Genomic DNA, 26986 nt, shown 5'->3' with positions numbered 1-26986 from the left:
TCAACAATGTAAACGATATTACTCTAAGTTCAATATGCTTAACCGTGCATAAAGTTCCGCCACGCAAGCTTCGTCCAACAGCCATTTGGATTTGTTTAATTCATCGGGCTTTGGCAACCAACTGTGGGTTGTTAAACTATATTTATCTTTCGCATTTACCCAGGCATAATTAAGATCATGTTCGATAGCCGATACATATTTATAATTGCCATCAACTTTATATAATGCTTCATATCCTCTAAATAATACAGCGACAAACCAGGGCAGATCTATATGGTGAATTAAGTTTTTATCGTGCGGAACAGCAGTAAAATAGTTATAACTATCAGCTGCCAGTAGTTTAGCTTGCTGCAGGTATTGTTTCTCGCCGGTAAACTGGTAAAGCATTACTGCAGCTTCTAACAGGGAGCCGGTGTTATAGGTCCAGAATGTGCGGTTTTGTTTCCCGTCAAGCTTTACATCATTAGTAACTACACCTGTAGTGCTGTCGCGAAGCGTTTGGTACATCCATTGATAGAACTTTTTGCCCTGTTCCAGGTAATATTTATCCTTGCATCCTTTATATATTTTCAACGCGGTTAAAGTAGCCATTCCATTTGTACAAGCAGGCTTTTGATCCTTATGTCCTTCTAACCAGGTTACGCCGCCGCCAGCGTCATTATTCCACCCGCTTAAAATAAACTTAAAAACCCCCTTTGCCCTTTGAAGGTATAAGGGATTTTTAGTATTGAAATAGGATTCCATATAGTCAATACCTACAAGGCCATTATCGTCATAATAACGGTCGGCTTTCTCAAATTTAACCGGGTAGGCCTGATAGCCAGCCGGCTGCCGTACCGTATCCCGATACTGCTCTATCCCCATCACCAAACTATCCTGATAAGGTTTATATTTAGCTTTTAATGCCGGCATCCTCATCAGCACATTTGTTGCAGAAAAGACGCCGGAGAACGGCCATAAGAAGCTTACTTCTTTCTCTTTTACGCCTTCACCCTGAAAATAATTGAGGGTATCCTTTTTATTGGATGGATAGTTTTCCGAAAAAAGTCCATTTTGTTTTGGAACACGGTAGAGCCTCCAAATATTAGCATACATACTTTCCGCACGTTGCCGGTATACCGCCGAATTTTTTTTTAGCTGCGCGGATGATTTTTGAAAACAGCCGGCAACAAGAATGCCTGCCACAACTAAAGCCAACGATTTACAATTTATTAAATTCATTTTTTGAGATGATAAGTTTACTGTGCCGATGGCGGAGGTGTTTTTGTACCCCAATTTTTGTTTGGCTGATTGCCCATTAGAAATTTTAACTTACCACCTTTAATTATTTCATCGCGGTAGAGCCAGCAATTATTCAATGGCACACCGTTAAATTCGGCTGACTGGATATACACATTTTCCTTACTGTTGTTGTTGGTTTCTATTGTTAGCTTTTTGCCGTTACCCAAGGTAATCAGAGCCTTATCAAATAGTGGGCTCCCCAATTCAATTATTGGGCGCAAGTCTGTAAATCCTTTCACATCAAACAAACCTAACGCGTTTATTACATACCACGAGCCAAGTTGCCCCTGGTCTTCGTCCTGCCCGTAACCATAGCCATGTATGGGTTCGGTACCATAAAACTCCTGGCCAATAAGCCTTGTCCACTTTTGAGTTAACCAGGGCTTACCCGAGAAATTGAATAACCAGCTAATATGCAGGTTGGGCTGATTACCATGGTTGTAAATAGAGTTGATCCCGGCGAAGGCATCAATAGTTTTGCCACCACCAAAGCCAAGTTTCTCTGAAACCGTAAAGATGCTGTCCAACCGTTTATTAAAGTTATCCTTCCCTATAGCATCTATTAACCCGGCCGGGTTTTGAGGCACATAGAAGGTGTATTGTACCGCGTTCCCTTCCTGATATCCCCGCCAAGGCTGATAAGGGTCAAACTTGTCGATAAAGGTGCCGTTTGCCCTTTTTGGCTGCATCAGTTTATTCTTTGGATTGAAGATTTGTCGCCAGCCGTTTGATAATTTGATCAATTGTTGATAGTCTTCAGTTTTATCCATCGCTTTAGCCATTTGAGCTGCTGCAAAGGCACTGTAGCTATACTCTAATGTGTGTGAACCTGCAAAGTTAGATCCGGTGGAATCAGTCACAAAATCTCTTCCGGTTTGGTCAAAGTATGGCACAAAACCACGTTCTACAAAAGCCTTAGTATCCAATTTACCAGATCCAACCGGGCGATTTTTAGAATTAAGCTCGTTGGCTTTGACAGCCTCATAAGCAAGTTTTACATCGTAATTACGAATGCCCACATTATATGCACCGGCCACCGCGAGCGCCACAAAGTTGGTACCTACCCCGGATACATATTCACTATTGGCCACTCCATCACTGAACCATCCTTTGTCTTTGTAAATCTGCAATTGTGTATTTACAAAGCTACCGTACCATTCCGGATATGACAGTGACCATAGCTGCGTGATATTCCAGAAACCTCCCCAAATGGCGTCTGTGTTGATGAATTCGGCTTTCAGGTTTTTATCTGTTTGTGCTGGTAACTGGCCTGTTTGTCCGCCATGTTTAGGATAGTCGCCATTTACATCGCTGGCTATGCCCCTGCCCAAAAGCGCATGAAAAAGCCCCGTATAAAATTTGGTTTTGTTTTGGATATCGCTGCCCTCCACTCTAATTTTACCTAATTGCTGCTCCCAGGTTTTTTGCGCATTTATTCGCGCCTGGTCGAATGAAAGGCCTGTCGCTTCCGCTATAAAATTTGCTTTTGCATTAGCATTTGAAGTGTAGGACAACCCTGTTTTAACAACAACTACTTCGTTATCAGATGTTTGATAATTGAGTACCAGTCCAGCCCCTTTGCCAATCGCAACGGTAGTATCCGCTTTTACGGCCTCGCCCACAAAAGCATCAACACTTAAGGGCTTCTTGCTCAACTCACCGTAGAAATACATATTCACTTTCCCTTGCGGATCATAAATGTTTACGTATTTAGGATAAGTGCTTACAAACCCTTCAAAGTGGGTATCATCCAGCATTTTTACCGATGCATCAATTACGTCGCTACTTTCCCCTTGTTTGTTTCCTATATCCAATATAATATGCGACAGGTTATTTTTAGGAAAGGTGTAACGCTGGAAACCGACGCGCTTTGTTGCGGTAAGTTCTGCTGTTATTTTATAATCATCAAGCAGTACTTTGTAATATCCCGGCTCTGCAACCTGATTTTTCCGATCGAACTTGGAACGATAGCCAGATTCCCTGCCTTCCAGATCACCCGGGCGGACGCGTAGCTCGCCAGTTGTTGGCATATAACTTACGCCACCAACCTGCCACTCATGGAAATGAACAAAACCCTCTATAGAGTTTTGTCGGGTGTCATATCCTACCGCTTCCCAACCAGAGGGATTTCCATAGTGCCCGTTTGTGGATGGTGCCAGTTTTGCCATACCGTAAGGCACGGCAGCGGGCGTATAAAAAAACCATCTGCTATGTGCAGTACCGATATTTGGATCAACGTATTTGGATACAGATTCCCGCTTAACACTGCAGCCTGCAATTAAAATGGCTAGCAAAGCAGCACCGGGGATAAACTTATTTCTCATGAACATATTTTATAGCAGTGGCACAAACCACCAGGTTTTTATTTATCATAGATTGCCATCATGGCCTGCACGCGTTGCATCCAGGCCTGATCAACCCCCTCAATTTCCGGTGAGCGGTTCGAAGCATCGAAACTGGCGAAAAAGTAGTATGCCTTAGCATCCGCATTGCGTGTCGCCTTATTTAAGGCATCAATATTATTACGGGCAAAAGTAAGCCACTTTTTATCTTTATCCTGCTCATAAAGCCTGATCATTCCCTGGCTTCCCCAGCCACACCATGCCGGGTTGATGCGCGTTTGGGTTGGGTCGGTATTAAAAATATAGCCTTTAAATTGCGCATTCCATAATACGGCATTCATAGCATTGCCAATAGCCTGTGCTTTGGCCAGGTAACTTGCATCATTAAGAGCCTTTCCATAGAGGATATCAGCTTCTAACATTACGGCATTATCATAAGTGAATTTTTCAAAGTGTTTAACGCCTGCGCCGCCGCCGTCAATTTTCCAGATATACAATCCGCTGGCCGAATCATACATCGTATTGTTAAGCCAGGTATTTACTTTTGTCGCCCAGTCGCGGTAGGTCGCTTCGCCGGTGATGGTAAACAACTTAGCAAAAAGCTGCATCGCCACTCCATTTGACTGTGTTGGTTTATCGGGTTTAGATGTATTCCACCAAAAGCCTCCGCCATAGGTACTATCCCAAAGTCCGCTGTTAATTAGCCAATCGGCACATGCTTTAGCCTTAGCTAAATAAGCGGCTTTATCATTACCGGTAGTTATTTCATAAGCTTCCAGGTAAACCATGCCCGTGAGGCCGTTATCATCAACAAATTTATCACCCGCGGCGCCGCTGCCATCCAGATGCACTGCGGCGAAGTAACCGCCGCGAAGGTCGGCCTTATCCCAGAAGTTCTCCATAAAACTGAATGTTCTGTTCATGTACGGCAGAGCCGATGCGTCGCCGGCAGCGACTAAAGCAGCATCCGCATAAATTTGGCTAACGTTGTACCACTCATAGCAATCGTTGGCGTGTGAAGTAGTATTGGCACGATAGCTAAAGTTTGACGTAAGCAAATTACTGCTGATAAAACTGCGGGTCTGCTTTGCCAGATCAAGGTAATTCGTAACTGCCGCAGGTGGATTTACTACCGGTGGTGTAGTGCCCCCGGTACCTGGTGTTTCTCCATTTTTTTTACTACATGATGCGGACAAAACAGTCGCCACAACCATCAGGCCCAAAAATACTTTTTTCATAAGACAGATTTTTAAACCGGTCACCAATGGCTATGGGCAGTGGTAACCGGTGGTTTGTAACAGTCTATAAAACTGTTACTTTATGTGTATAAGCATTAGGTTGGAAGATTACGTCAACTTTGACATTCTTTTTGTCGGCCGATGGATCGAACTTATAGGTATTATCCCATTGCGTGTTGGCAACAGGTACTACGTTAAAGTAGGCCGCAGGTTGGCCTGCGGGTGCAACGTTGTTAGCATTAGTGCTGCCTACATATTCCAGCCCGGCCGCTGTGTGAATAATGAACTTGTAACGTTCATCACGCCCCCAGGAAAATTGGTAGAATTCCACAGCTATGTTAGGTGCTTCAAAAACACCGCTGCCAACGTAATTTAAAGTGCCTATTTCGGTACCGTAAGCAGACATATACAATCCGATAGATTGAATCTCTGCCGATTTTGTTGTAGCGGAAGTGAAATCGAAATTTAAGCGATAGGTTTTGGTAGCACCGTTTATTGTTACAACATTGGCGCCTTCTTTAATAATTCCGTTATCGATATAAAATTTCTTCCCTCCGTCGGTGTTCTTATCAGTTAAATAATAGTCACCGGCTTTTAATGAAGTGTAAACCTCAAACAAACCGTCTTCTGTCTTTTTCAACTTTACCGCTTTGCTCAGGTCAGCACCACCTTCGGTTGCAGAACCGGTGATATACAGCTCAACCGGGTTTTCTGCAAATCCTGCAGGCCGGTCTAACTGAAGCGTACGAGATACAGATGATGGTTTGGCATTTGTGCCCTTTGAAGCGATCACTGTCCATTTCAACTTACCGGTGCTTGACGACGCTATACCGGCGGAGTTTGCTATCTTATTCAGATCCTTGTGTGTTAGCGTGATCTGCGGTTTTACACCCGCACCATCTGACACCGCTTTGTACACGGGCTTACTAAAATCGCCTTCTTCTTTGTCAAATGCAATTTCATATAAAATCAACCCGCCGTCGGCTGTTGTTGCTGCATCCCATTTGAACAACACAGTGGCCGAACTGGTTGGATCAAGCTTCACATCCACATTATCATTTGGTGTTGCTAATGAGCCCACTGGGTTGAGGCTAAAATCTAACGGCCGGTTTTCTTTTTTACAGGAACTTCCTGCAACTACAGCCAGCAGCATTACACCTGCCAGCCTGATAACTTTTCTCATATCTTTAGTTTTTTAAATTGGTTTAGTTGGTATAACCCGGGTTTTGTATCAGGTTTTTATTCAGGTCAACATCATGTGCAGGGATAGCCCATAAATAATCCCTACCCGCATTAAACTTGCGTAGCTGGGTCCTGATATAGCCATTATCAGTGTTTTGGTCTGAAGAAAATTTAGCGCCATGGATATAGCCGTTCATGGTTGTTTCAGCTGTTTTCCATCTTCTGATATCGTCAATACGCACACCTTCCATCGCCAGTTCCACCCTCCGCTCATTACGGATGACATTAGTCAAATCTGCAGTACCCGGGAAATTTAAAGCACCCGGATCGGTAAAACCGGCCCTCGCTCTTAATACGCCGATTGTTTTTGCCCAAATGCTAGCATCCATCTGGCCAAGGCTTTGTTTAGCTTCGGCATAATCCAGCAAGATCTCTGCATACCTGATCAGGTGCAGGTTATTGCCTGACACAAAGTTTGGCAGCGCAGCGGGATCGAAATATTTCCGCCAGTAATAAGCGGTAGCAGATGCTGCCTGTGACCCTGCATTGTATTCATCCAAACCCGGCTGAACCGGATCGCTACCCGGCTTGATATAAATTGTCTTGGTGCTGTTATTAGCATTAACCCAGGTATACCGGTCATAAACTACGGTTGCGGTTAAACGCGGATCACGATTGATATAAGGATCGGTTTCTACATAGCCAGAGCCGGCATCCTTAATAGTTTTACCATTCAACATGATATAGCTATCAACCAGTTCCTGGGTTGGAGCCATATTACTTACGCGGCCACCCACGGTACGGGGCGCGAAATCCCAGAAATTTTGCCAGGTACGCAGTGTGGGTACATATTGCAGTGATAAGATACTTTCCTTAGTGCTCTTATTAGTATTAGGATCGCTAAACAAAGAACTGTAGCTGCTTTCCAGGCTATAGCTTCCGTTGGTGCCCTGGTCGTTCATCAGTTTCTCACAAATAGCTACAACATCGGCCATCCGGTCGCCCTGGTATAACAGCACCCTTGCTTCTAAGGCAAGCGCCGCACCTTTTGTAATACGGCCGTTTTCTGATGCCGGTATGGCATCTTTGGAAGGCAACTCGGCGGCGGCAGCTTCCAGTTCGGCAGTCACAAATTTAATCACGTCAGCCTTGGGAGATCGCGAAATGGTCTGCGCTTCTTCAGGGGTGGCATCATGATCAACAATAGGCACATCACCGTACCATTTGGCCAGGTTAAAATGCTCAAAAGCACGAATAAAGCGTGTTTCGGCCACCATCCTGGTTTTGGTTGCACCAGGCAGGGTAGTGTTTTTATCAATATTAGCTAAAAAAATATTGCAAGATTTGATGGCTGAATAATAGTTATTCCAGTCGCCGGCAAATTTCCCTGTTTGAGAAGTGGCATTTCCGCTGGCGATAAGATTCAGGTCGCCCGATGGCGAATAAGCATTATCCGATATGGCCTCTGCATCAAAATACAAACCGCTATTATAAATAAGGCTGTAGTTGTTATTTAAGGCATTGTAAACGTTTGCATCAACCTGCCAGAAGGTAAGATCAGAGAATCGGTCTGTCGGAGCGATGTCGAGTTTTTTACAGCCCGATACTGCTGCAACCGCAACAGATGCGATCAAAAGCTTTTTTAAAAATTTCATTTTATGATGTTTTAAATATGGTCTGTGTTTAGAATGTGATGTCGAGGCCTGCACCGTAGAATACCGATAGCGGATACTGCCTTGCACTGTTTGACGCCGAGCCAGGGCTTAGATTATTACCAAACTCGGATGTTTCCGGGTCAATAAATTTCAGTTTGCTTAGTGTAGCCAGGTTTTGACCGATTAAGGATACCCTCAATCGCTGTATGCCTAGTTTTTTGGTTACGCTCCTGCTGAAATTATAACCAATGTTCACATTTTTCAACCTGGCATAGGCTGCATCGTATTTGTACAGGTCTGATCCTGTGCGCCAGTTGTTTGTGTTTGATGGCGAGCCAATATTGGCCAGTATCGGGTACCGGGCATCCGGGTTACTAGGTGACCAGATATTAGTCTGATGCTCGTAAACAGTTGCACCGTAGCCATAATGGAAAGGCTCAACCAACTCACCACGTAAAAATGCGTCGCGTTTACCTACTCCTTGTATGAATAAGGACAAATCAAAACCTTTATAAGCCACACGGTAAGTAAAGCCAAATGTGTAACGTGGGAAAGGGTTACCCAAAATCGTCTTGTCTTTTTCGTCAATCAGACCATCGCCATTTCGGTCCTTAAACTTCAGATCGCCGGGTTGTACGCTATTGCCTGCAATTTTAGGAGAGTTATCGATATCCTGTTGATTTTGAAAAAAGCCGTTGGTCTGATAACCATAATATTGCGTTATTGGTTCACCTACTTTTCTGATCAACTGAAACACATCCTGATTGTAGATGGTTTGGGTAGCGCTACCTGTGAGCTTCAGTAATTTATTCTGGTTATCAGCCACGTTGACACTAAAGCTTTGACTTAGGTCTTTGCCACGCAGATTATAAGTTAATGAAGCTTCCCAGCCGGTGTTGCGCACCTTAGCTACGTTATAATCAGGCGAGCCGGCACCAAAAATAAATGGCACATCTGCACGGGCAGCCAAGATATTGCTTCTTGTATCTCTAAAGTAATCGAAGGTGGCGGTTAACTTATCATCAAACAACCCGGCATCTAAACCGATATTCAGTTTGGCCGACTTTTCCCAGGTGATGTCGCGGTTTGCGATATTAGTACCAGCGCCGCCAACGATATTATTACCAAAACCGTAAGCATTTGCGTAGTTAAAATAGGTAGTCTGATATTGATAATTACCTACATTTTGATTCCCTACCGTTCCGTAAGATGCTCTTAGTTTTAATGTAGTTAAGGTATTTTTAACAGGCTGCATAAACGATTCCTGCGTTATGATCCAGCCGGCACTTATCGACGGAAAGAAACTGGAACGTTTACCGGCAGCAAATTTTGATGATGCATCCTCGCGGAACAGCGCTTCTAAAAGGTATTTATCTTTATAGGAATAATTTACGCGTCCAAAGGCTGATAGCAGACTGGTTGAATTTTGCGCGATACTGTTATTAGAATTTTGTGTATCAACAATAGTACCCGTAGTTGGCGTGCCCAATAGTGGATCGGTAAATGTTTTCTGCAACTGAAAACCACGCTGATCATAAGTTTCGCTAGACACGCCTAACTGCACTTTAAAATTATGATCTTTAATTTTTTTGCCGTATTCAGCAAAAAATTTAGTGTTGGTTAAAAAAGATTTGCTGTTGCCGTCCAAAACGGTCAGATCGTTACCGTATACACCGGCCGGCAGATAGTCCACCTGGGTACGACGGAAAAAAGTCCCGTTATTCTGGATAGTTCCTCCAAATTCGCCCACTAATTTTAAATCCTTCGTGATGTTTAACTGGCCGTTAAATGCACCAAAGATCTCGTCATTATCCGCCTGGTTGAAACCGCCTTTTTCCAGCACACCATATTCATTGTACTGCGAAGCAACAGGGTTAGTTAAATAATTACCGTTCGCATCCTGCCAGCTATAGTTATGCGGCACACGGTTAGCATCCGCAAAGATATTATTACTCCCAACGCTATTCGTCTTGTTGCGCGTTTTGGTATAATTCAGTATTACGTTGGTTCTGAATTTGCCAATTATTGAGGTTTGATTTAGCCTGAGGTTGTATTTCTGGTAACCGAAATCCGAGCCCGATCCTCCGTTACCAATCAGGTTGCTGCCCTGGTTTTGATAACCTGCCGAAATGTAAAAGGAATTGGTTTCTCCCCCACCCGTGATACTTACATTGTGCGATTGCAAAGGGGCTTTCTTCAGCAAATGCTCCACGTCCCAAGTGCCGTTTCCTGCATCTTTCAAAGCCTGGATCTGATCTGGCGTGTAGGCAGCAGGAAGGCCTGAATTAACCAGTGACTGATTTTTATAATAGGCATTATCCCAGGCATCTACCTTATGTACCAATACTTTAGCATCCTGCAGACCGTAGCTACCGTTATAACTAACCGTTGGCTTTGAATTAAATCTACCCGCCTTAGTGGTAACTAATATAACGCCGTTTGCCGCTCTGGAACCATAAATAGCAGCAGAACCAGCATCCTTTAACACGGATACGCTCGCAATATCATTGGGATTGATGGTGTTTAAATTACCGCCGACGATACCATCAATCACCACCAGTGGTGTATTATCCCCCAGTGTACCCACACCACGGATGTTCACTATAACATCACTTCCAGGATCTAATGTACTTTGCTGAATGATTAGGTTGGGCGACTCGCCTTGTAGCGCTTGATAAGTGTTTAGTACCGGTTTATTCTCAATATTTTTTGAACTGATGGTACTTACCGCTCCGGTAACGTTGATACGTTTCTGAGTACCATAACCTACCACAACCACCTCATTAAGGCTGGTGTTATTGGCTTTAAGGCTAACGTTAATTTCAGATTTTCCGGCTATCGCGATATCCTGCTTAGTGTAGCCAATGAACGAGAAACTTAAGCTGCGACTGACGTATGCCTCTGGCACACTCAGTTTGTAGCGGCCATTCACATCGGTAATGGTGCCAATAGTTGTGCCTGAAATGCTGACGTTTACGCCCGGCACAGGTTGGTTGGTTTCGTCAACTACCCGGCCTGTTATTGAAATATCGAACACATTTTTCGCATACAGCCTGGTCGAAGTGGCGATTGTGGCCCTGGCAGATCCGGTCAAGGCAAATACGCTGAGCAAACCTCCTAAAAGCGGTTTGCCGTATAGCCATTTCAGTTTTCTTAGTTTGTGTAATAATTTTAATCTCATAATTAGTTGGTTTTATTGGGTTTTGATTATTGGTTGATGGTTGCGGGCATTCTTCCCTATGCTTCGCGTTTGTAAGATTCTTTCCAGTAATTTTCAATATTTTCTAATGAGCGGCCTTTTGTTTCAGGGATCAATTTCCAGGTGATCCATAAGGCAGGCGAGCAGCAGATGGCGAACAGCCAAAATGTCCAAGACGACCCAAGCCCTTCCAGCATAACAGGGGTGAGCTGCCCAACCAAAAAGTTACCTACCCATAGCGAAAGTGTTGCCAGTGCCATCGCTTTTCCACGAACCGCATTCGGAAATATCTCTCCAACGATTACCCAGCAAACCGGGCCGAACGAGAAGGCAAAACATGCGATAAAGGCAAGGATGAAAATCAGGATCCAGGGACCGGATGTTACACCTAATGCAAACAGCGCCCCTATGATTAAAAGTGATACCACCGCACCACCCACTCCGGCAAATAGCAAGGGTTTGCGCCCCCATTTATCTATGGTAAAAATGGCTACGAAGGTAAAAACAACGTTTACGAGGCCAATTGTAACCTGGCCGCCCAATGCGCTGTTCAGCGTAAATCCGGCTTGCTCCAATATCCTGGGGCCATAATATATAACCGCGTTTATACCGCAAACCTGAGAGAGGAAAGGCAACAATAAGCCTATCCACAATGCTTTGCGATAAACCGGTTTAAACAATTCTTTCAGCGATGCATCTTCGTTTTCATCCTGCTCATAAAATGCTTTTATTTCGTTTTCGGCAGCTTCGGCACCGTCAATTTTTATGAGGATTTCCTTCGCCTTTAGCACTTTGCCTTTTAACAATAACCAGCGGGGCGATTCGGGAACCACGAACAGGCTTACTAAAAATACCGCAGCGGGTATTGCACCCAGGCCCAGCATGGCACGCCAAACCTGACCTGAAAAAACGGTATGGATACTGCCGCCACCATTGTTAGCATGATTAGCCAGGTAAGCATTTGAAAAATACGCCAGTACAATGCCAATGGTTAAAGCCAGTTGATAAAGCGATACCATCATACCGCGGAAGCGCGATGGCGAAAACTCTGAAATGTATAATGGTGAAACCATTGAAGCTACGCCAATACCGAGCCCCCCAATTAAACGAAAGACGATTAACATTGTAAAAGATGTCGACAACATACAGCCCAGGGCTGATGCAAGAAACAATACTGCCGATAGGATCAATACTATTTTTCGGCCGTACTTATCGCTCAGCTTACCTGAAAAGCTTACACCGATGATACAGCCCAGCAAAGCACAGCTTACAAACCAGCCTTCGCTCACCGCGTTAAGGCTAAAATCGCTTTTCACCAGGCTAACTGTTCCCGATATAACGGCGGTATCAAAGCCAAACAGGAAACCACCTAAAGCAGCTACCACACATACCAGGTATAAGTAGGTAGCACTCGTTTTATCTTTGATATGAGGAGACGTTTCAATCATTTTATTTATTTTAAAAAGGCTTTAATAACTTTTGCACGGCCCTTGCCCAAATTGGTTAGGGTATAAGAACCGGCTGCGGCAGGTATTACAAATGTTTCTGCATAAGCAAAATCGTGCTTGGTACCATCAGCTGTTTCAACAGCTATTGCCTCGCCTTCTACCAGCATCATTACATGGCAAACATCATTAGTTTCAACAGTGGTTTGCGCATCAAATTCTATACGGTGCACATCATAAAAATGGTCTGCATGGGTTGGCACGTGTACCAACTGGTAGCCTTCACGCTGATCGATGATTCGAGGTTTGGAGATCAGTTCGCGGTCAACTTCTTCACCTTTACGATTAAAATCAAGATTATTAAACGCGTGATCGATATTGATTGGTCGTGGCTTACCGTCCAGATCCAGGCGCACCCAATCGTACATTTTAAAAGTAAAAATGTAAGGAGTAGCGCTTATTTCTAACACCAGGTTACCTGCACCTGCACTATGTACAGTACCGTTAGGGATCAAAAACAGATCATGTTTTTTTGCTGGATGAACCTGCACATATTGCTCTATATCAATAGTCTCGCTCCGGGCCTGGCTTACTTCCAGTGTACGCTTAAATTCATCTGGATTGATACTGTCCTGAAAGCCCAGATACACTTTTGCACTATCATCGCAATCTAAAATGTAATAGGTTTCGTCTTGTGTTATGTTCTCACCAAAATTCTCCTGGATATAGGTAAGTTTAGGGTGGCACTGGATAGACAGGTTTCCGCCCTCGTAGGTATCCAAAAAGTCGAAACGGATAGGAAATTCATCACCAAATCTCTCTGCATGTTTGCCCAGAATATTCTGATTGTTACTGAACATGATGGTATCAAAGGAAACCTCCAGTAAATTACCGTCGCTTTCAAACACCAAACCATTCTCAGGTACGATCAGCTCAAACGACCAGGCAAGATTCACCACGTCGGTGTTTAAATTTTTGATGTGTTTTTTCATCCACTGGCCGCCCCAGGTTCCCGGTTCAAACCATGGGCGAACACGTATTACCGACTGGCTGATCTTTTTTAAGCCCTCCTGCAGATCCGTTTTGTATAGCCAATTGATCGTTTCCGGCCATTGACCATCCGCCACAGCAGTAATTCGGGTAAGAATCGATTTTTTATGCGCATTGAGCAATACCCAGTCTACAAAATAAAAACGTTTGTACATTTTAAAATGCTCGTACGTTTCATTTGCTCCCAGGTTGAGAATCGACCCGGCCCTCATCCTGAACTGCAATTCATTTTTAGGCAGATCTATATAAAGGATTGCGGCTTCCCAGTTGGCTAAAGCAGCACCGGGGCCGATAACGATATTCACAGCCTTTGATTTATCGCAAGCTAAAGCCTTAAGCTCTTCCACCCGGTACAGATCCGCTAGCGTTAAAGTACATTTGGTGCCCCATACAGATTCTTCTGTGCCTAGAAATGGCTCAATCAATTCGCTCACTTCAGCTGGTGAACGTAGAAAATCTTCGGTGTTGATCCAGTTAGCTACGATACCTTCTTTGGCAAGGCACAAGCAAATTTGCGCCTTTATTTCTTCCCAGAAAACGCCAACATATCCATCTATCACAACCGTTTTCTGGCTGATGATCCACTTGGTTAAAGATTCGTAGCCACTAAATATTTTGTTTGCTCCAAGTGAGCACACGGGGTACACATTATAACCTTCATTTACATCCGGCTGGACAGTCAATTGCGACGGCATAAGATACTGTGCAGTTTTACGTATGGCAGGAATAACTTGAGTACCTAAAAGATTTAAATCAATATTCATTTTTTTGTTGTAATGGCTGTACATATTATTTCATATACAGCCATAAGGGGCCTAAATGGTCAATTAGTAAAGAAAATTATAATTGGTTTATATGATAGTATGTACAAACATATAAAAAATTGTAAACATCCAAATAAGTTTGTAAATAAATATTTTAAGCTTAAAAGTGTGTTAAATACACTAACTATAATGAAACAAGACTTCATTATGTACATACATATTAAAATTAACATTAAATTGACTATAATTGTTTATAAATTGAACCATGCGATATAGTATTGATCACAAAAGTCCTATTCCTCTTCATGCACAGGCAGAAGAAATGCTGAGAAAGCTGATTACTGAAGAAGAGTATCAAAATGGCAAGAATATTCCTAATGAAGTTGACCTGGCCAACATGCTGGCCATCTCCCGCACCACGCTGAGAATGGCTTTAAATAAGCTGGTGTTCGAGGGTCTGCTGATCAGAAAGAAACGCGCTGGCACCAAAGTAGCTCCCGGGCCTGTAAGTTCGAAATCAAATAACTGGCTCAGCTTTTCCCAGGAAATGAAACTAAGGGGTATTCCCATCAAAAACTTCGAACTACATGTGAGTTGGGAAATGCCAGATGCAGGTTTGGCCAAATTTTTTGATATCAGGCAAGACAAGCCGGTTTTAAAAATGAGGCGCGTACGAGGACGGCCTGAGGAGCCTTTTGTGATTTTTGAATCTTATTTCCATCCACGGGTCGGGCTCACACCGGACGACGATTTTAAGAGACCTTTGTATGAATTATTAGAACATGATCATTCTGTGATCGCCTCTTTATCCAAGGAAGAAATAAGCGCCATAGCTGCAGATGAGATGATCGCTGAAAAATTGCGGATTCCTTTAGGAAGTCCCATTTTATTCAGAAAACGTTTTGTATACGATCAGGGCGAACGTCCAATCGAATATAATGTTGGGTATTACAAAGCGGACAGCTTTGTATACACGGTGGAGAGCACCAGATAATATGCGTTGCATTAACTCTGAGTAAAATTATGGCATGTTAATGAAGAACGTATTTGAAATTGCTAAACCATTAGTAGATTTTTGTATACTATAAGACACACCACCAAACGGGAAAGATAAAATCAGCTTTAGTGTCGTATCATTTATACTCCTAATTTCCGCATCCAATTCATTTGCAGATATCAGTAAATATTGCAGCATCATATTTCGATCTTTATCAGGTAATTCGTTATTCATCAGAGGTAACAACTCCACAATACGGGCTAAAGGGGCACGAATAACGTGCGAGTTGACGCCTTTTCCTGTCCTAAATCTAAAAACAGCTCTTGCAGGATATAATTCAATTTACAGTCTAACCCGTAGAATTGACCTTTACTGCAGGCCAAAAAAGCAAATATCATTTAGCAAGACATACAGTTCATGGCATGTTCGGGCTTGTTCGGGCTTGTTCGGGCTTGTTCGTGACAGGCGATAATCGCGAACGCGAACAAGTCAGGCTGATTATCACCTATTCAGGTAGGCCATTGGCTACAGTCCGATCGGGCAGCGCTTAATCTAAATTAAACCTTACCAAAAAACTGATCGACAACTTAATACCGCCGCACAGTCTTCTTACGGGAATTAATTGTTGATCAGCTTCGGCACTTAGCGCCACAAAAGAACACCGGACCCAATTAAAGGGAACAATAGCACGGATAAGTTATTGTATATCCGAAGAACTCTTAAAAATCTCAGCAATCTCGATATCACTAAGCGCGTTACCATACACCCGGATATTATCAATATAGCCATGAAAGATGCGTTCGGACGGAAACTCTTCGTTACGGCCAATTTGCCAGTGGTTGTTTCCTGATAAATTCACCTCCCCTTCTACGGCAGATTTGCCGGAAAGCTTACCATCGATATAAACAAACAGCGTTCTGCCATTGCATACGCCTGCTATATGGTGCCAATGATCTTTCCAGTTCTGTGGAAGCGGTACGGTACAATCTCCTCTGCCCCAACCTCCGGCAAAAAAGGTAAGCGTTTTATTATCGGTGGTTTGCAATACATGCGAATCGCCTTTGGTAACCATGTCTACCAGACCTTTTTCTGTGGCTCTCGGATAAACCCAGGCCATCATGGTAATTGTTTTCCCCAAATTATCTAAACTGCCAGATGGGGGCACATCCAGATAAAGGCTATCACCAAACATTAATCTGCCCTGCACATTTTTTTGAATATCCATTGGCGTCATAACAGTTGCGTTGTTATCCAATCCTGAGTGATCTTTAAGTTTGCCTGAGTTATCTTTTCTCATTGTAGAGAGATCAAGTAACAGAGACCCTGCGTCAGTATTGTAAACACTATATTTTGCTGATAAACTGCCAATTTTTAATGTTTTCAGCCCGGTATTCGTTTCTCTAAAGCCATAGGTTGCGGTTTTACTTTCGCCAGGTGCAAGGCTTAATCGGTTGGTATATACAAGCGAGTCATTTACGTATACAGGCAATGACAAATCACGCTTACGACCGGTTAGATTTTTGACCACGAAACTTACCTTTTGCGATTCATTTAGTTTAACCAGCGAACTTATTTGAAGGGCAGATACTGCAAACGGAGATTGAACAGGCGATCGAGATTCGATAACCTTGACTTCTCCAACTGGCCTATAATTCAGGGCGATGTTCGCTTTCCCTAGCTTATACAACCGGCAACTGATGGAATCGGCTTGCGTTTCCCCTTCCTTTACCAGGCAATTCATCATGGCAATTTCCTGTCCATCCATAGTCAGGCTTATCCGTTTTGTACCTGCAGCACCAGTGTTCGTCAAGCTAAAGTACACCCACATTGGTTCATCAGGCCGTAACTGCTGTTTCTTAATCCGGCTTTTTAAGATCCGGATACTGGATTTGTTTTTTGTCACTGAAAGAATCAATGGCTCATCTGTCCGGCGCTTGTTTTTGCCCATGATAAATCGCATCACCCCGCCCTTGACTATATCTTCATGGGCGATAACCAATTGCCTGTTGGCTATCCCATTTATGTTTAAGGCAGCAATCTGATTGCCGGTAGATGGTTGTTGACTTTCGATGCGCCAGGTTTTATGACTAGGCAAATTTAACTGTACTGATTTAAACAGCGGCGTGCCGATAGCATATTGGGGAATCCCCGGGCAAACCGGGAAAAAGCCTAATGCATTAAAGACATAGGCAGAGGACATAGCGCCAAGGTCATCATTACCGGGTAAACCATCTGGACTATTTTTGTAGCGGTTAAGCATAATGTTCCGGATCCACTTCTGGGTAAGATCAGGCCGGGCGGCAGTATTGAACAAATATGGTAAGTGAATAACTGTTTCGTTATCATACAGGATGACCTGGTTGTTTAATGCAGAGTCCAGTCGGGCTGCAAAAGCAGCGTTACCGCCCATAAGGTTGATGAGGTCCCTGGCATTATGCGGCACGAAATAAGAATAAACCCATTTTTCACCTTCTTTGTAGCCAGACATGCCCGGCTCTGTTTTAAAAGCATCATTAAGCCGGGGTAAAAGAAACAAGGAATTCGGATAAAAAATATTGCGGTAGTTATAGCCACGTCGCTCTAAAAGCCGATAATCAGCTTTGTTATTCATTACCTCTTTTGCATATTGGGCCAAAGACCAATCGTCATAAGCATATTCAACCGTACGGGTTACGGATTCTGACCGGGTGTAGGGTACGTAGCCCATGCTGTGATAAATGGCCATATCGTTCTGGACAAACGGAGAATCAACGATATTACTTTTCATGGCTTTGTAAGCCAGCTCCTTATCGAAAGCCGTAATGCCCTTAAAGTAGGCATCTACAATAATGGGTATCGCGTGGTTGCCGGTCATGCTCTCGGTGGGCAAATGGCCTGTTTGTTTGTAAACATCCAGCATAGATAGGATAATATCCGTCTGTTTTTGAGGATATAGCAGGCTTAAAAGCGGATGCAATGAACGGAAAGTATCCCAGGGCGAAAAGCCACCATATTGATTAGTACCGCTTGCCCGGTGCAAATACCCATCACTCCCCCGGTAACTGCCATCAGCATCAGATATCACATAAGGAATTAAAAGCGAATGGTATAATGCCGTATAAAAGATCGTTTTGTTGTTGGCATTTGGGTCGTCAACAGCTATTGTACTCAATTGTGCAGCCCAATTGCCAGCAGTATGCTTGGCAATTTCATCCAGGGTGCGCCCCCCCAATTCTTTATCGAGATTATTTTGTGCGCCTTCAAAGCTTACCGTTGATGTGCTTAATTTCAGATCGATGCTTTTGTGCCCGCCGGTAAAGGCTTTAAATGTAAAAAGATAGCCGTCGGCTTCCTTCCGCTTTTCGATAAATTCTTCACTAAAATTATACACCGCGTTTAACGAAGCTCCGTGAAGGGTTTTATTGGAAACAATTTTCATTGCACCTGTATTCCCTATAAATATTTGCGGTTCACTCCCAGTTGGGAAAGTAAAACGCAGTATGCCTGATCGGGTTGCCGCAGCCGCCTCTGTGGTAATGCCGTTGGCAAAAGTAACTTTGTAATAACCGGGTCTCGCAACCTCATCTTGATGCAAAAAATGACTGGCAGATACGCCGGCTTTAAATTCCGTATTACCTAGAACCGGCATCACAAAGAGCCTCCCCGATGATCCCTCCGGAAAACCGCTGTTATGGCCTGTACAACTGAAGTAATAGACCGATGAATCGGCAAAGTTATAGCCCCGTGCACCGCTCACACGAGTTTCAGGACTAATTTGGATCATACCTGATGGTGCAACAGCACCGGGATAGGTACCCCCATCTCCGCCCCAACGCGTTAAAACGCCGCTTTTAGCCGTACCGATAAATGGGTTAACATACCTGAGATTATTTTTAGATTGAGCATACAGGCCTGCGGCTGATATATTAAATATCAGCGAAAGCAAAACGTATCTTAAAAACATCAAATTAAATTTAGCCATAACGCAGCTCATATTTTTATGTAGATCTTGTTTTTATCCATAACATAGCCTACTAACCAGCATAGCATCATGTAGCAAAACGCAAATACCAGGGTACCCAAAGCACCGGGGAAAATACGTTGATAAAACACCTGGTTTATCCAGTCGTAAAAGCTCAGATTTGGCTTAACCCAAACCACCTGCAATACGGTCAATAACAGCTCGGAAAGCAGGTAGATAGCGAGGGAGTTTCTGCCAAATACCAGGAAGAAATTATTGGAGCGCGTATACTTTTCAAGTTCGATAGCGTAGATGAGGGTACCGATGATCACCAGGTCCAACCCTATCGTAAGGACGGTAAAAGTACTTGTCCATAGTTTTTTAGCTACCGGAAAAAACTGCCCCCAAAATAATGCAAGGGCAATTAACAGCACACCCGCAATTAAGAGTTTAGCAACAGATTCATAATTACGTCCTTTGCGCTGAACATAAGCCCCGGCGAGGTATCCTCCAATTACGTTTACTATCGCCGGTAAAGTACTCAGTAACCCTTCCGGATCGAATGCGATGGGCCCCCCTTTATCGTGGTATAGATGGGCATTACCCATAATAAGGATATCCAATTTAGTGCCTGCATTACCCAGCATGGTGTATGCATTGCCTGGTTCACCCAGCATCAGCAAGAATAACCAATAACCTAGCAACAGAGCTGCGGCAATAATTAAAGCAGTTTTTTTTGAGCAATAATGAACAATTAGTGCACCGAAAAAATAGCAGAGCGCTATGCGTTGTAAAACACCCATGATCCGCGTTTTAGCTAAAGGGTTAAATGCCCAGCTACCAGATTCACGATGCACGAATGGGAACCAGTACATCAAGTATCCTAAGAGAAAGATGATCAGCGTCCGCTTGGCTATTTTTAGTAAAAAAGCACTGTCAGTATCAAACTTATCTTTCGAGAAGCTGAGTGCATTACCAACGGCAAACAAAAACGACGGAAACACCAGGTCTGTTGGAGTAAAGCCAAACCATGCGGCATGATCCAGCGGCGCCCATTGCAATGCACCTGAGCCAGGCGCGTTTACAATGATCATAAAGCAGATCGTCATTCCCCTGAAAATATCTAATGTAATAAATCTGTTGGTTGCTAGAGCCATTTGAAGTTTAATAATTTATTTTATAACGCCGTCAAGTGAATAAACCACCCGCGAGGCTTGTTTTTCTAATTGTACGCTTACCTTTCCCGGGTGTTTACCGTCTTCATCGTAAACAACAAGTTGATTTACGCCCGGCTTTATCCAGCATTCGGGAATATAGATCCCTATGTTTCCGATCTTTTCTGGATAGCGGCCGAGGTTGTGCCCGTTAACCCATACAGAGCCATAGCTTAAGCCGTTGGTTGATACCCGCCAAATCAGGTTTACGCCTTTCGCTTGCGGCACCGCGAAACTCGACCGAAAGAATTGAGGGCCCGTATAACGGGCGGTTGTTGTCTCTTTCACCCATCCGTGTTTGTCTTTGATATTGCCCGGCCCACCCAGCATTTTCCATCCGACTATGCTGCTACTTTTGTCGATGCTGTTGATCTTAACAGGCTGATCTATCCCGCCCTCGTTAGAATGATTAACTCCAAATACCGTAAGTATCACTGGCTTTTTTAATACCTCAACGCCATTTATGGCTATTTCAAAAGGCGAGTTCCACCCTTTATGAGCAATAACCTGTTTGCCGTTGATAAACACGGTTGCATCTTCATCCACACTTTTAAAATTGACAATCAGTTTTCCAATACCGCCGACTTGTGCCGGGATGGTGGTTTGGAACCATCCATACCCTTCTTTCAAGTTAAATGCATCATCTCCAATTTTGTATTTTTTCCATGTAGTAGTATCAAATATTGGAATTACGTTTTTTACATCGGTTGCACCGACAGCCTTTTTAAAATACCAGCCTTGTAATTTGGAAATAAAGGGGCCGCCCTTTTTCAATTTTACAGGACCGGAAATTCCTCTAGGATCAACGTTCGTGATAGCCCCGGTATAGGCAGCTAGTTTATCACGCCCGTCGTGAGCCGTAAAAATGGCCAGGGAGTGTTTTGCCTTTTTTAAGGGGAGCGTCAACTCGCCGTCGATAAGCTTCCAGTTGGCTACCTTCACTCCGTCTATAAAAGCTGTGGCCCGGCCGCCACCTCGCATCTGCAGCGTGTAAGTACCGCTTACGGGAACTTTTAACTGCGTACGATACCAGGCATCGGCCGTAAGGTCACCATCGGCACCCATTTGCACAGGGTCGGCAGAGTCATACCACTTGCTGTCATCAAAGCCGGATTTAGCGTAGTTAGCAGCATTTTTATGCTGCCAGGGTGATAACCGTATTTGTAAATCCGCCTTGCCAACAGGCAGATAATGACTATTTAATGTAGCTAATGTATGTTCAGTATACAGAATTGCAGCATCGTCTGCCAATCCAATTAAAGGGGATTCTGCTGTGACCTGTAAGTGCTGATCTTTTAAAACTAAATCCCCCAAATATGATGGACCGCTTATGACCATATTTTTACCCGCTATTGCTGTTATCCAGGTTTTATCCAGGGCTTCCGCATTTGCAACTAGCACACGTATCGTTTTCCCTGCAACGGCAAAAATATACTCGGATGGAACCCCGGATTTGCCGGAAGTAAGCAAACTGATTGATTTTCCATCAATATTAAAACCGTCTTTTCCTTTGACGATCTTTGCTTCTGCTGATGTTTCAAAATACAAGGACACCCTGCCATCGTTGGGTGTCTCAACTAATACAGTGGTGGTATTACCTTGCTTTGCCATTCCATAAATGCGGGTAAGCGCCCAATTAAGCTTTACGTGGTCGTTTATATGGTAGTTATGAACAAGTGGGTAAATCTCTCCGGCGCCGATATTCATTTGCACAGCAGGGAATGCTGCTTCCACTTTAATCGCTCGCTTCACCGTAGTGTTTCCCGGGTTATCTAAAAAGATGACTGCACCAGTGTTGCTGGAACGGGCTGTTATTTTCAGCGCTGTATCGGTAAGCAAATTTTTATATGCAGCAGAGGCATCGATACCATTTGCCAGTACATCCTCAAAACTTCTGGAAAAAAATGCGGCCTTTTTAAAAGCAAAATATATTGGTCGCAAATCCCCGGCCTGCCCGACAGCCGCGCCGTAATCGTATGATGCCGCATCTTCATCATTATTGCTGTAATTAAAATTAGAGCCGCCGTGCGCCATATAATAGTTATAGCCGCCACCGCCGTGGGCGATAATTTTCCAGGTACGCCGGGCATACACTGCTGAATCTGCAGGCTTTGGGCCATATTGCGAATACCATACACTCCAAAATTCAGTGGAGAACCAGGGGTTGGGTCGAGCTGCATCATCCAGAGAAGCCTCACCTGCCGGATCACTGGCATGGTGTAACCCACTAAAGAAATACGGAACCTGCAGCCCCATAGCAAGGGCTTTACTTTGCAGGCGTTTAAAATAATTATTAGGCGTTACCGTTCCCCAACCGTCATTGTGTTCGTTTTCCAGTTGGACCATAATCACAGGCCCACCCTTGTTTATTTGCTGCTTAAACACAATGGGCAGCAATTTATTAAAATAACGATCCACATATTTTTCAAATTCCGCATTATCCTCCCTAACCCGCACACCGGTTTTAAACTTGAGCCATAACGGATAGCCGCCAAGGTCCCATTCTGCACAATAGTATGGACCTACCCGTACGATGGCATACATCTCCAGTTTTTTTACCGTATTGAGAAACTTTTCGAGATCATGATCGCCGCTGAATTCAAACTTACCTTCGTGCGGTTCATGAAAGTTCCAAAGGGTATAAACTTCCACGCAATTAAAGCCTCCGCGCTTTAAACGCAGCAACCTATCATACCACAATTCCTGCGGTACGCGGGCATATTCCAAACCTGCCGAAACTAAAAAAGTGGGGTTCCCATTCAGCAAAAAGCCTTTGCTGTTAAAATCAATGAAGGGTTTAGCCGTTACTTGCGCCGGAAATATATGATCGTTAATGGCTTGGCTATAACTCGGACCGCTGCTAAAGAGGGCGATTAAAAACCAAACAATACTCAAGACACGGTACTTCATTAATACTGGCTGTAGGCTTGTTTGATAACGGCGTTGTACTTTTTGTAAATGTCTTTAGCTGTTGTTATTGCGTCTCCATTAGCTACAGCGGGGTATGCATTATCATGTTTGTTTACCCATTGCCATTCCCAATCTTTTACCTGTTTAATAAAAGCGTCGTTATCAAAAGTGGTACTATTTGCTAAGGAATTATTTAACTGGTTGATGTATAACTCCCAACGTGGTTTGTAGTACCCGTTGATTAGACCCGCCCACTGGCGGTTAGAGTATTCCCGCAAGCCGCTTTCTTTATCGCCCCAAAGGGTAACCAAATCACGGGCGTTTAGCTCGTACAGGTTCTTTTCCTTTTCGGTAATGCCGTTAGCCCGGGCTTCGTTAATCCACTTACCTAATAAAAAATCTTTCCTGGTAGTTAACAACGCATCCATATCAACCATCAACTGCAAAAACTCTTTACTGTATCTATCAAATTCAGCCTTGTTTTTTTGTTGATAGGCCACTGCCATTTTCTGCTGCAACGGACTGGCATAATTGGCCAGTACCTGCCGGGTTACATCCACCAGGTCATATTCAAAACCATCGCTTTTTTTCAAGCGATCGGCAGCGTTTATAAACATCCCCCAGGCACGCACCAATTCAGCCGGGTCATAATCCAGCTTGGTTAACACACGGTCTATACTCTTTTTAAGCGTTGGGCGTGCTACAATGATGGATTCCTGACCGCCTTCGGTAAGTCCCCCCGAATAAACAGTATTCAATAAAATGTGCCATGCCTGGTTTACGCTGGTATTGGCCTGCCCATAACGTCGCTGGGCGTAATTTACCAGCCATTTATCTAGATCTATGGGAGTATCCGTCCATACATTTTCCAGCATCAGCGCAAAAAGCGCGGGGTTTTGTTCAATACCCTCGGGGGTGATACCTATCCCACGCATGTTTTTGGATTCGGGATCATGCAGCGCAATGGCCGGGTCTGCCGCTACATGCCGCATACGCCCAAACAGGCTGATGTTCCCGCCAAAATTCTGCAGCATGCTCCAGATCCAGGGTTTGCCGTAGTAAGCTTCTGTACGGTTCCAAACCGGGTGCGCATCGCTGTACAGATCCAGCACGATCATCTGCTCATTAGGTACCGCATTCAGCAATGCTTTGATCTGCTGCGGCTGCCAAAATTTATTATTATAGTGAAACATCCAGCCCTGCATTACCCAAATGGCTTTGGGGTCGGCAACTGCCATAGAGTTATAAACTTTTTTGCTCATCCCATCCAGGTAGGTGGAATCATTGGTGGGTGGTACATTTTCGTTAAAAGTATCCGCCGAGTAAAAGTGGTCTGTCCCAAATTCTTTGGTTTGTGCTTCTATATACTTCTTACCAATAGTTTCGAATAACGGATCATCCGGATCAAGGATAAAAACATCCGGGAAACCAGCATCCCAATTAGTCCGCTTTACTTTGGCATTCGGAAATTTATCCTTAAATGACGGCGGCACATGCCCCGTGAATGAGGATAGCACCGGCTTCATCCCAAAGGACCGTTCTCTTTCCAGTATCTTCTTTTGCAATTCTTTGTGCGCGTCCATCCAGTGCTGCGGCAGCGGGCCGCCCCAGGCATCGATATTACCCATCCAAAACCAGGAAAAATATGCAGGGCCGCAAAAAAAATCGTCGAGTTGTTTATTGGTAAAACCCATTTCTTTATACACATCCTGCCAAACAGCCTCTTCCCCGGTAATGGCTAGTGGCAAATTAATGCCGTTAAGGGCCATCCAGTCAATCTCTTTTTGCCAGCGTTCCCAATCCCACCAGGCCATCGTATAATTGAACGTGCAGTAATTAAGGTAGTAGCGGTATTGGTATGGTGTTGCCTTATGTATTTTTTGGCTTACCGCAGGTAATACAGCAGGCAAATTAAGATTGGTGCCGTTCCAGCCGATATCGCATAAGCCATAGGTTTTGAGGTAGTAGTTTAATGCTGACGCTATCGACAAACCATTGTTGCCGCGAAGGATGATCTTACCATCATGATAATCCAGCTCAAAAGCATCTTTACCGTTATCCTGCGGGATGGTTTCCAAAGCAAATGCATTGGCCCTGCCGGGAATTACCCTGTTTATAAACGCTTTTGACGCCTGCTCATTAACCTGGGCACCAGCCCTTAAACCAATTGCAATTCCAATACAAACAAATAACCACTTTCTCATCAATCAAGTATTTATTAATACCAAAGCCGGCAACCTGCATAAGCTATATTCATAGTTTTAAACAGGCTGCCGGCTATTAAATTTATATTTAAAAGTTGGGGTTTTGAATTAACACGCCTTTACTTTTGTCTATCTCTACCTGCGGTAAAGGGAAGTAATAATTCTTTGGGCGTACAAAAACAATATTCTTGTTTTGATCTACCGGAGCTTTTGATACAGGGAGGTTGTAGATAGCTGCGATATCAACAATTTTTGCTTTATCCCAGCGCATCAGATCCTGGTGACGCTGATCTTCGCCTGCCAGTTCAACACGGCGTTCGTGAATCAATTCCTTCATACCTGCACCAACAACCGGTGGTAAAGCGGCAGATGCACGGCGCCTGATCTGGTTGATCAAAGCATCACCTGCTCCGGCACCCTGGGTACGGATCAGTGCTTCGGCCACCAATAGGTAGATATCTGCCGAACGCATCAAAGGAACTGCAAAAGTATGGTCTACTCCACCGCCTGCGCTGGCAGGATTAAATACCGCGTACTTTTTAAAACAAAAGCCAGTTGCGGACAGATCTGTTGTGAAGGTAGTCAAGCCGTTCCCATCGCCCAGATCTACCTGGTCGCCAACACTTAAAAGCGTAGCCGCCTTACGCGGGTCGTTTGCCTCAAATTCATTGGCGAGGCCCTGCAAAGGCTGACTAAATCCGTAACCGCCCCATGGCCTTGGGATATAATAAATGGTAAAATCATTCTGTACAACGTTTTGCACTGCTTGTATGGAAAAGAGTAATTCGGTGCTGTTTTCGTTCGCCCGGGTAAAATTATCCTGGTAGTTAGCTGCTAGTGCGTATTTAGCATTGGAGATCACTTTTTGGCCGGTAGCAATTGCTTCCGGGAATTTCTCCCAGTACATATACAACTTAGTCAAGAGGCCAAGTGCAGTACCTTTGCTCACGCGGCCGCGGTCTCCGCTACCATAACTTTCGGGCAATAAGTCAACAGCTTTTAATAAGTCTGCTTCAATCTGTTTGCGCACTTCTTCTATTGATGACTTAGGAACATTAAAGTTCTGCTTTGCGTAATCATCATCAGTTATAATAGGCACATCACCATGGATAACCATTAAGCGCCAATAACCAAAGGCTCTTAAAAAATAAGCCTCGCCCATGCTGCGGTTTTTAACAGCATCAGAAATTGCAGTAATTTTGGGGATGTTAATAATGCAATTTGTAGAGCGGTTAATCTCTTCATACCGCCACTTCCACGGATATCGGATCGCAGCATTAGATGCATCGTAAGTAAGGTTTTCAATTCCCTCATCTTCGCCGTGATCGCCAGAGCGCCAGTAATCATCGGATGGGGTATCAAAAGTTGTTTCGGCGTGGCCGATATAATCCTCTTCTTCCAGCAAGCTGTAGATGCCAGTTACCGCATTAACTGCATCTACCTCGTTACGGAAGTAGTTGCCAGAACTATAAACCCCCTGCTGCTCCAATTCGAGCGCTTTTTTACAACCACCGCTGAACACAGCCATGGCAATTGTTATATATAGTATTCTCTTTGCTTTCATG

Annotated in this window: 16 protein-coding genes; 2 read left to right on the top strand and 14 right to left on the bottom strand. The window is 44.0% G+C overall.

Annotated features, from left to right (window positions below):
• Nucleotides 1-18: 18 nt before the first annotated feature.
• The 8 genes from A0256_13135 to A0256_13100 form a co-directional block, all read right to left on the bottom strand.
• Complete coding sequence (locus A0256_13135; GenBank protein ID AMR32295.1) at nucleotides 19-1221, bottom strand: hydrolase; 1203 nt, start codon at nucleotides 1219-1221, stop codon at nucleotides 19-21.
• A gap of 17 nt (nucleotides 1222-1238) precedes the next feature.
• Entirely contained in the window at nucleotides 1239-3605 is a 2367-nt protein-coding gene (locus tag A0256_13130; GenBank protein AMR32294.1) for an alpha-mannosidase, read from the bottom strand.
• Between the two features lie 38 nt (nucleotides 3606-3643).
• A complete protein-coding gene (locus A0256_13125; GenBank protein ID AMR32293.1) occupies nucleotides 3644-4861 on the bottom strand; it encodes a beta-galactosidase in 1218 nt (405 codons plus the stop codon).
• A 64-nt stretch (nucleotides 4862-4925) separates the two neighbouring features.
• Nucleotides 4926-6044, bottom strand: coding sequence for a hypothetical protein (locus A0256_13120; protein ID AMR32292.1), 1119 nt, complete (start codon nucleotides 6042-6044; stop codon nucleotides 4926-4928).
• A gap of 22 nt (nucleotides 6045-6066) precedes the next feature.
• Entirely contained in the window at nucleotides 6067-7698 is a 1632-nt protein-coding gene (locus tag A0256_13115; protein AMR32291.1) for a hypothetical protein, read from the bottom strand.
• A gap of 28 nt (nucleotides 7699-7726) precedes the next feature.
• Nucleotides 7727-10879, bottom strand: a complete 3153-nt coding sequence (locus tag A0256_13110) for a SusC/RagA family TonB-linked outer membrane protein (GenBank protein AMR32290.1) — start codon at nucleotides 10877-10879, stop codon at nucleotides 7727-7729.
• Between the two features lie 56 nt (nucleotides 10880-10935).
• A complete protein-coding gene (locus A0256_13105; GenBank protein ID AMR32289.1) occupies nucleotides 10936-12345 on the bottom strand; it encodes a sugar:proton symporter in 1410 nt (469 codons plus the stop codon).
• A 5-nt stretch (nucleotides 12346-12350) separates the two neighbouring features.
• Nucleotides 12351-14156, bottom strand: a complete 1806-nt coding sequence (locus A0256_13100; protein ID AMR34545.1) for a hypothetical protein — start codon at nucleotides 14154-14156, stop codon at nucleotides 12351-12353.
• Between the two features lie 12 nt (nucleotides 14157-14168).
• Between A0256_13100 and A0256_13095 the strand changes: the two genes are divergently transcribed.
• Together A0256_13095 and A0256_13090 are read left to right on the top strand one after the other, a co-directional pair.
• Nucleotides 14169-14432 (top strand): hypothetical protein, encoded by a 264-nt coding sequence (locus tag A0256_13095; GenBank protein AMR32288.1) that lies wholly within the window; start codon nucleotides 14169-14171, stop codon nucleotides 14430-14432.
• Nucleotides 14422-15150 carry a GntR family transcriptional regulator gene (locus A0256_13090; protein ID AMR32287.1) on the top strand — a complete coding sequence of 243 codons (729 nt, stop codon included), beginning with the start codon at nucleotides 14422-14424 and terminating at the stop codon, nucleotides 15148-15150. Before A0256_13095 ends, A0256_13090 begins: the two co-directional genes overlap by 11 nt.
• 27 nt (nucleotides 15151-15177) lie before the next feature.
• On the opposite strand, the gene A0256_13085 is transcribed toward A0256_13090, so the two are convergent.
• From A0256_13085 to A0256_13060, 6 genes are all read right to left on the bottom strand, one after another.
• Entirely contained in the window at nucleotides 15178-15387 is a 210-nt protein-coding gene (locus A0256_13085) for a hypothetical protein (GenBank protein AMR32286.1), read from the bottom strand.
• 463 nt (nucleotides 15388-15850) lie between these two features.
• Entirely contained in the window at nucleotides 15851-19126 is a 3276-nt protein-coding gene (locus A0256_13080) for a hypothetical protein (protein ID AMR32285.1), read from the bottom strand.
• Entirely contained in the window at nucleotides 19123-20250 is a 1128-nt protein-coding gene (locus tag A0256_13075; GenBank protein AMR32284.1) for a hypothetical protein, read from the bottom strand. The genes A0256_13080 and A0256_13075 overlap by 4 nt, the downstream gene beginning before the upstream one ends.
• Nucleotides 20251-20265: 15 nt before the next feature.
• Nucleotides 20266-23217, bottom strand: coding sequence for a hypothetical protein (locus A0256_13070; protein ID AMR32283.1), 2952 nt, complete (start codon nucleotides 23215-23217; stop codon nucleotides 20266-20268).
• Nucleotides 23217-25421, bottom strand: a complete 2205-nt coding sequence (locus tag A0256_13065; GenBank protein ID AMR32282.1) for an alpha-N-acetylglucosaminidase — start codon at nucleotides 25419-25421, stop codon at nucleotides 23217-23219. Before A0256_13065 ends, A0256_13070 begins: the two co-directional genes overlap by 1 nt.
• Nucleotides 25422-25509: 88 nt before the next feature.
• The gene (locus A0256_13060) at nucleotides 25510-26985 is read right to left on the bottom strand and encodes a carbohydrate-binding protein SusD (protein ID AMR32281.1); all 1476 of its coding nucleotides are present in this window, start codon (nucleotides 26983-26985) and stop codon (nucleotides 25510-25512) included.
• Nucleotide 26986: the final 1 nt, after the last annotated feature.

Origin of the sequence: Mucilaginibacter sp. PAMC 26640, assembly GCA_001596135.1 — a bacterium.
Lineage (GTDB): Bacteria > Bacteroidota > Bacteroidia > Sphingobacteriales > Sphingobacteriaceae > Mucilaginibacter.
The sequence above is the reverse complement of the archived record's forward strand: the minus strand, read 5'-3'. Positions and strand labels throughout refer to the sequence as shown.

What these genes read in the sequence shown, in the direction of transcription:
- A0256_13135 (AMR32295.1), bottom strand. Translation starts at nt 1,221, where the DNA reads ATGAATTTAATAAATTGTAAATCGTTGGCTTTAGTTGTGGCAGGCATT.
- A0256_13070 (AMR32283.1), bottom strand. Translation starts at nt 23,217, where the DNA reads ATGAAGTACCGTGTCTTGAGTATTGTTTGGTTTTTAATCGCCCTCTTT.
- A0256_13085 (AMR32286.1), bottom strand. Translation starts at nt 15,387, where the DNA reads ATGAATAACGAATTACCTGATAAAGATCGAAATATGATGCTGCAATAT.
- A0256_13105 (AMR32289.1), bottom strand. Translation starts at nt 12,345, where the DNA reads ATGATTGAAACGTCTCCTCATATCAAAGATAAAACGAGTGCTACCTAC.
- A0256_13075 (AMR32284.1), bottom strand. Translation starts at nt 20,250, where the DNA reads ATGGCTCTAGCAACCAACAGATTTATTACATTAGATATTTTCAGGGGA.
- A0256_13120 (AMR32292.1), bottom strand. Translation starts at nt 6,044, where the DNA reads ATGAGAAAAGTTATCAGGCTGGCAGGTGTAATGCTGCTGGCTGTAGTT.
- A0256_13125 (AMR32293.1), bottom strand. Translation starts at nt 4,861, where the DNA reads ATGAAAAAAGTATTTTTGGGCCTGATGGTTGTGGCGACTGTTTTGTCC.
- A0256_13095 (AMR32288.1), top strand. Translation starts at nt 14,169, where the DNA reads ATGGCTGTACATATTATTTCATATACAGCCATAAGGGGCCTAAATGGT.
- A0256_13060 (AMR32281.1), bottom strand. Translation starts at nt 26,985, where the DNA reads ATGAAAGCAAAGAGAATACTATATATAACAATTGCCATGGCTGTGTTC.
- A0256_13110 (AMR32290.1), bottom strand. Translation starts at nt 10,879, where the DNA reads ATGAGATTAAAATTATTACACAAACTAAGAAAACTGAAATGGCTATAC.
- A0256_13130 (AMR32294.1), bottom strand. Translation starts at nt 3,605, where the DNA reads ATGAGAAATAAGTTTATCCCCGGTGCTGCTTTGCTAGCCATTTTAATT.
- A0256_13100 (AMR34545.1), bottom strand. Translation starts at nt 14,156, where the DNA reads ATGAATATTGATTTAAATCTTTTAGGTACTCAAGTTATTCCTGCCATA.
- A0256_13090 (AMR32287.1), top strand. Translation starts at nt 14,422, where the DNA reads ATGCGATATAGTATTGATCACAAAAGTCCTATTCCTCTTCATGCACAG.
- A0256_13080 (AMR32285.1), bottom strand. Translation starts at nt 19,126, where the DNA reads ATGAGCTGCGTTATGGCTAAATTTAATTTGATGTTTTTAAGATACGTT.
- A0256_13115 (AMR32291.1), bottom strand. Translation starts at nt 7,698, where the DNA reads ATGAAATTTTTAAAAAAGCTTTTGATCGCATCTGTTGCGGTTGCAGCA.
- A0256_13065 (AMR32282.1), bottom strand. Translation starts at nt 25,421, where the DNA reads ATGAGAAAGTGGTTATTTGTTTGTATTGGAATTGCAATTGGTTTAAGG.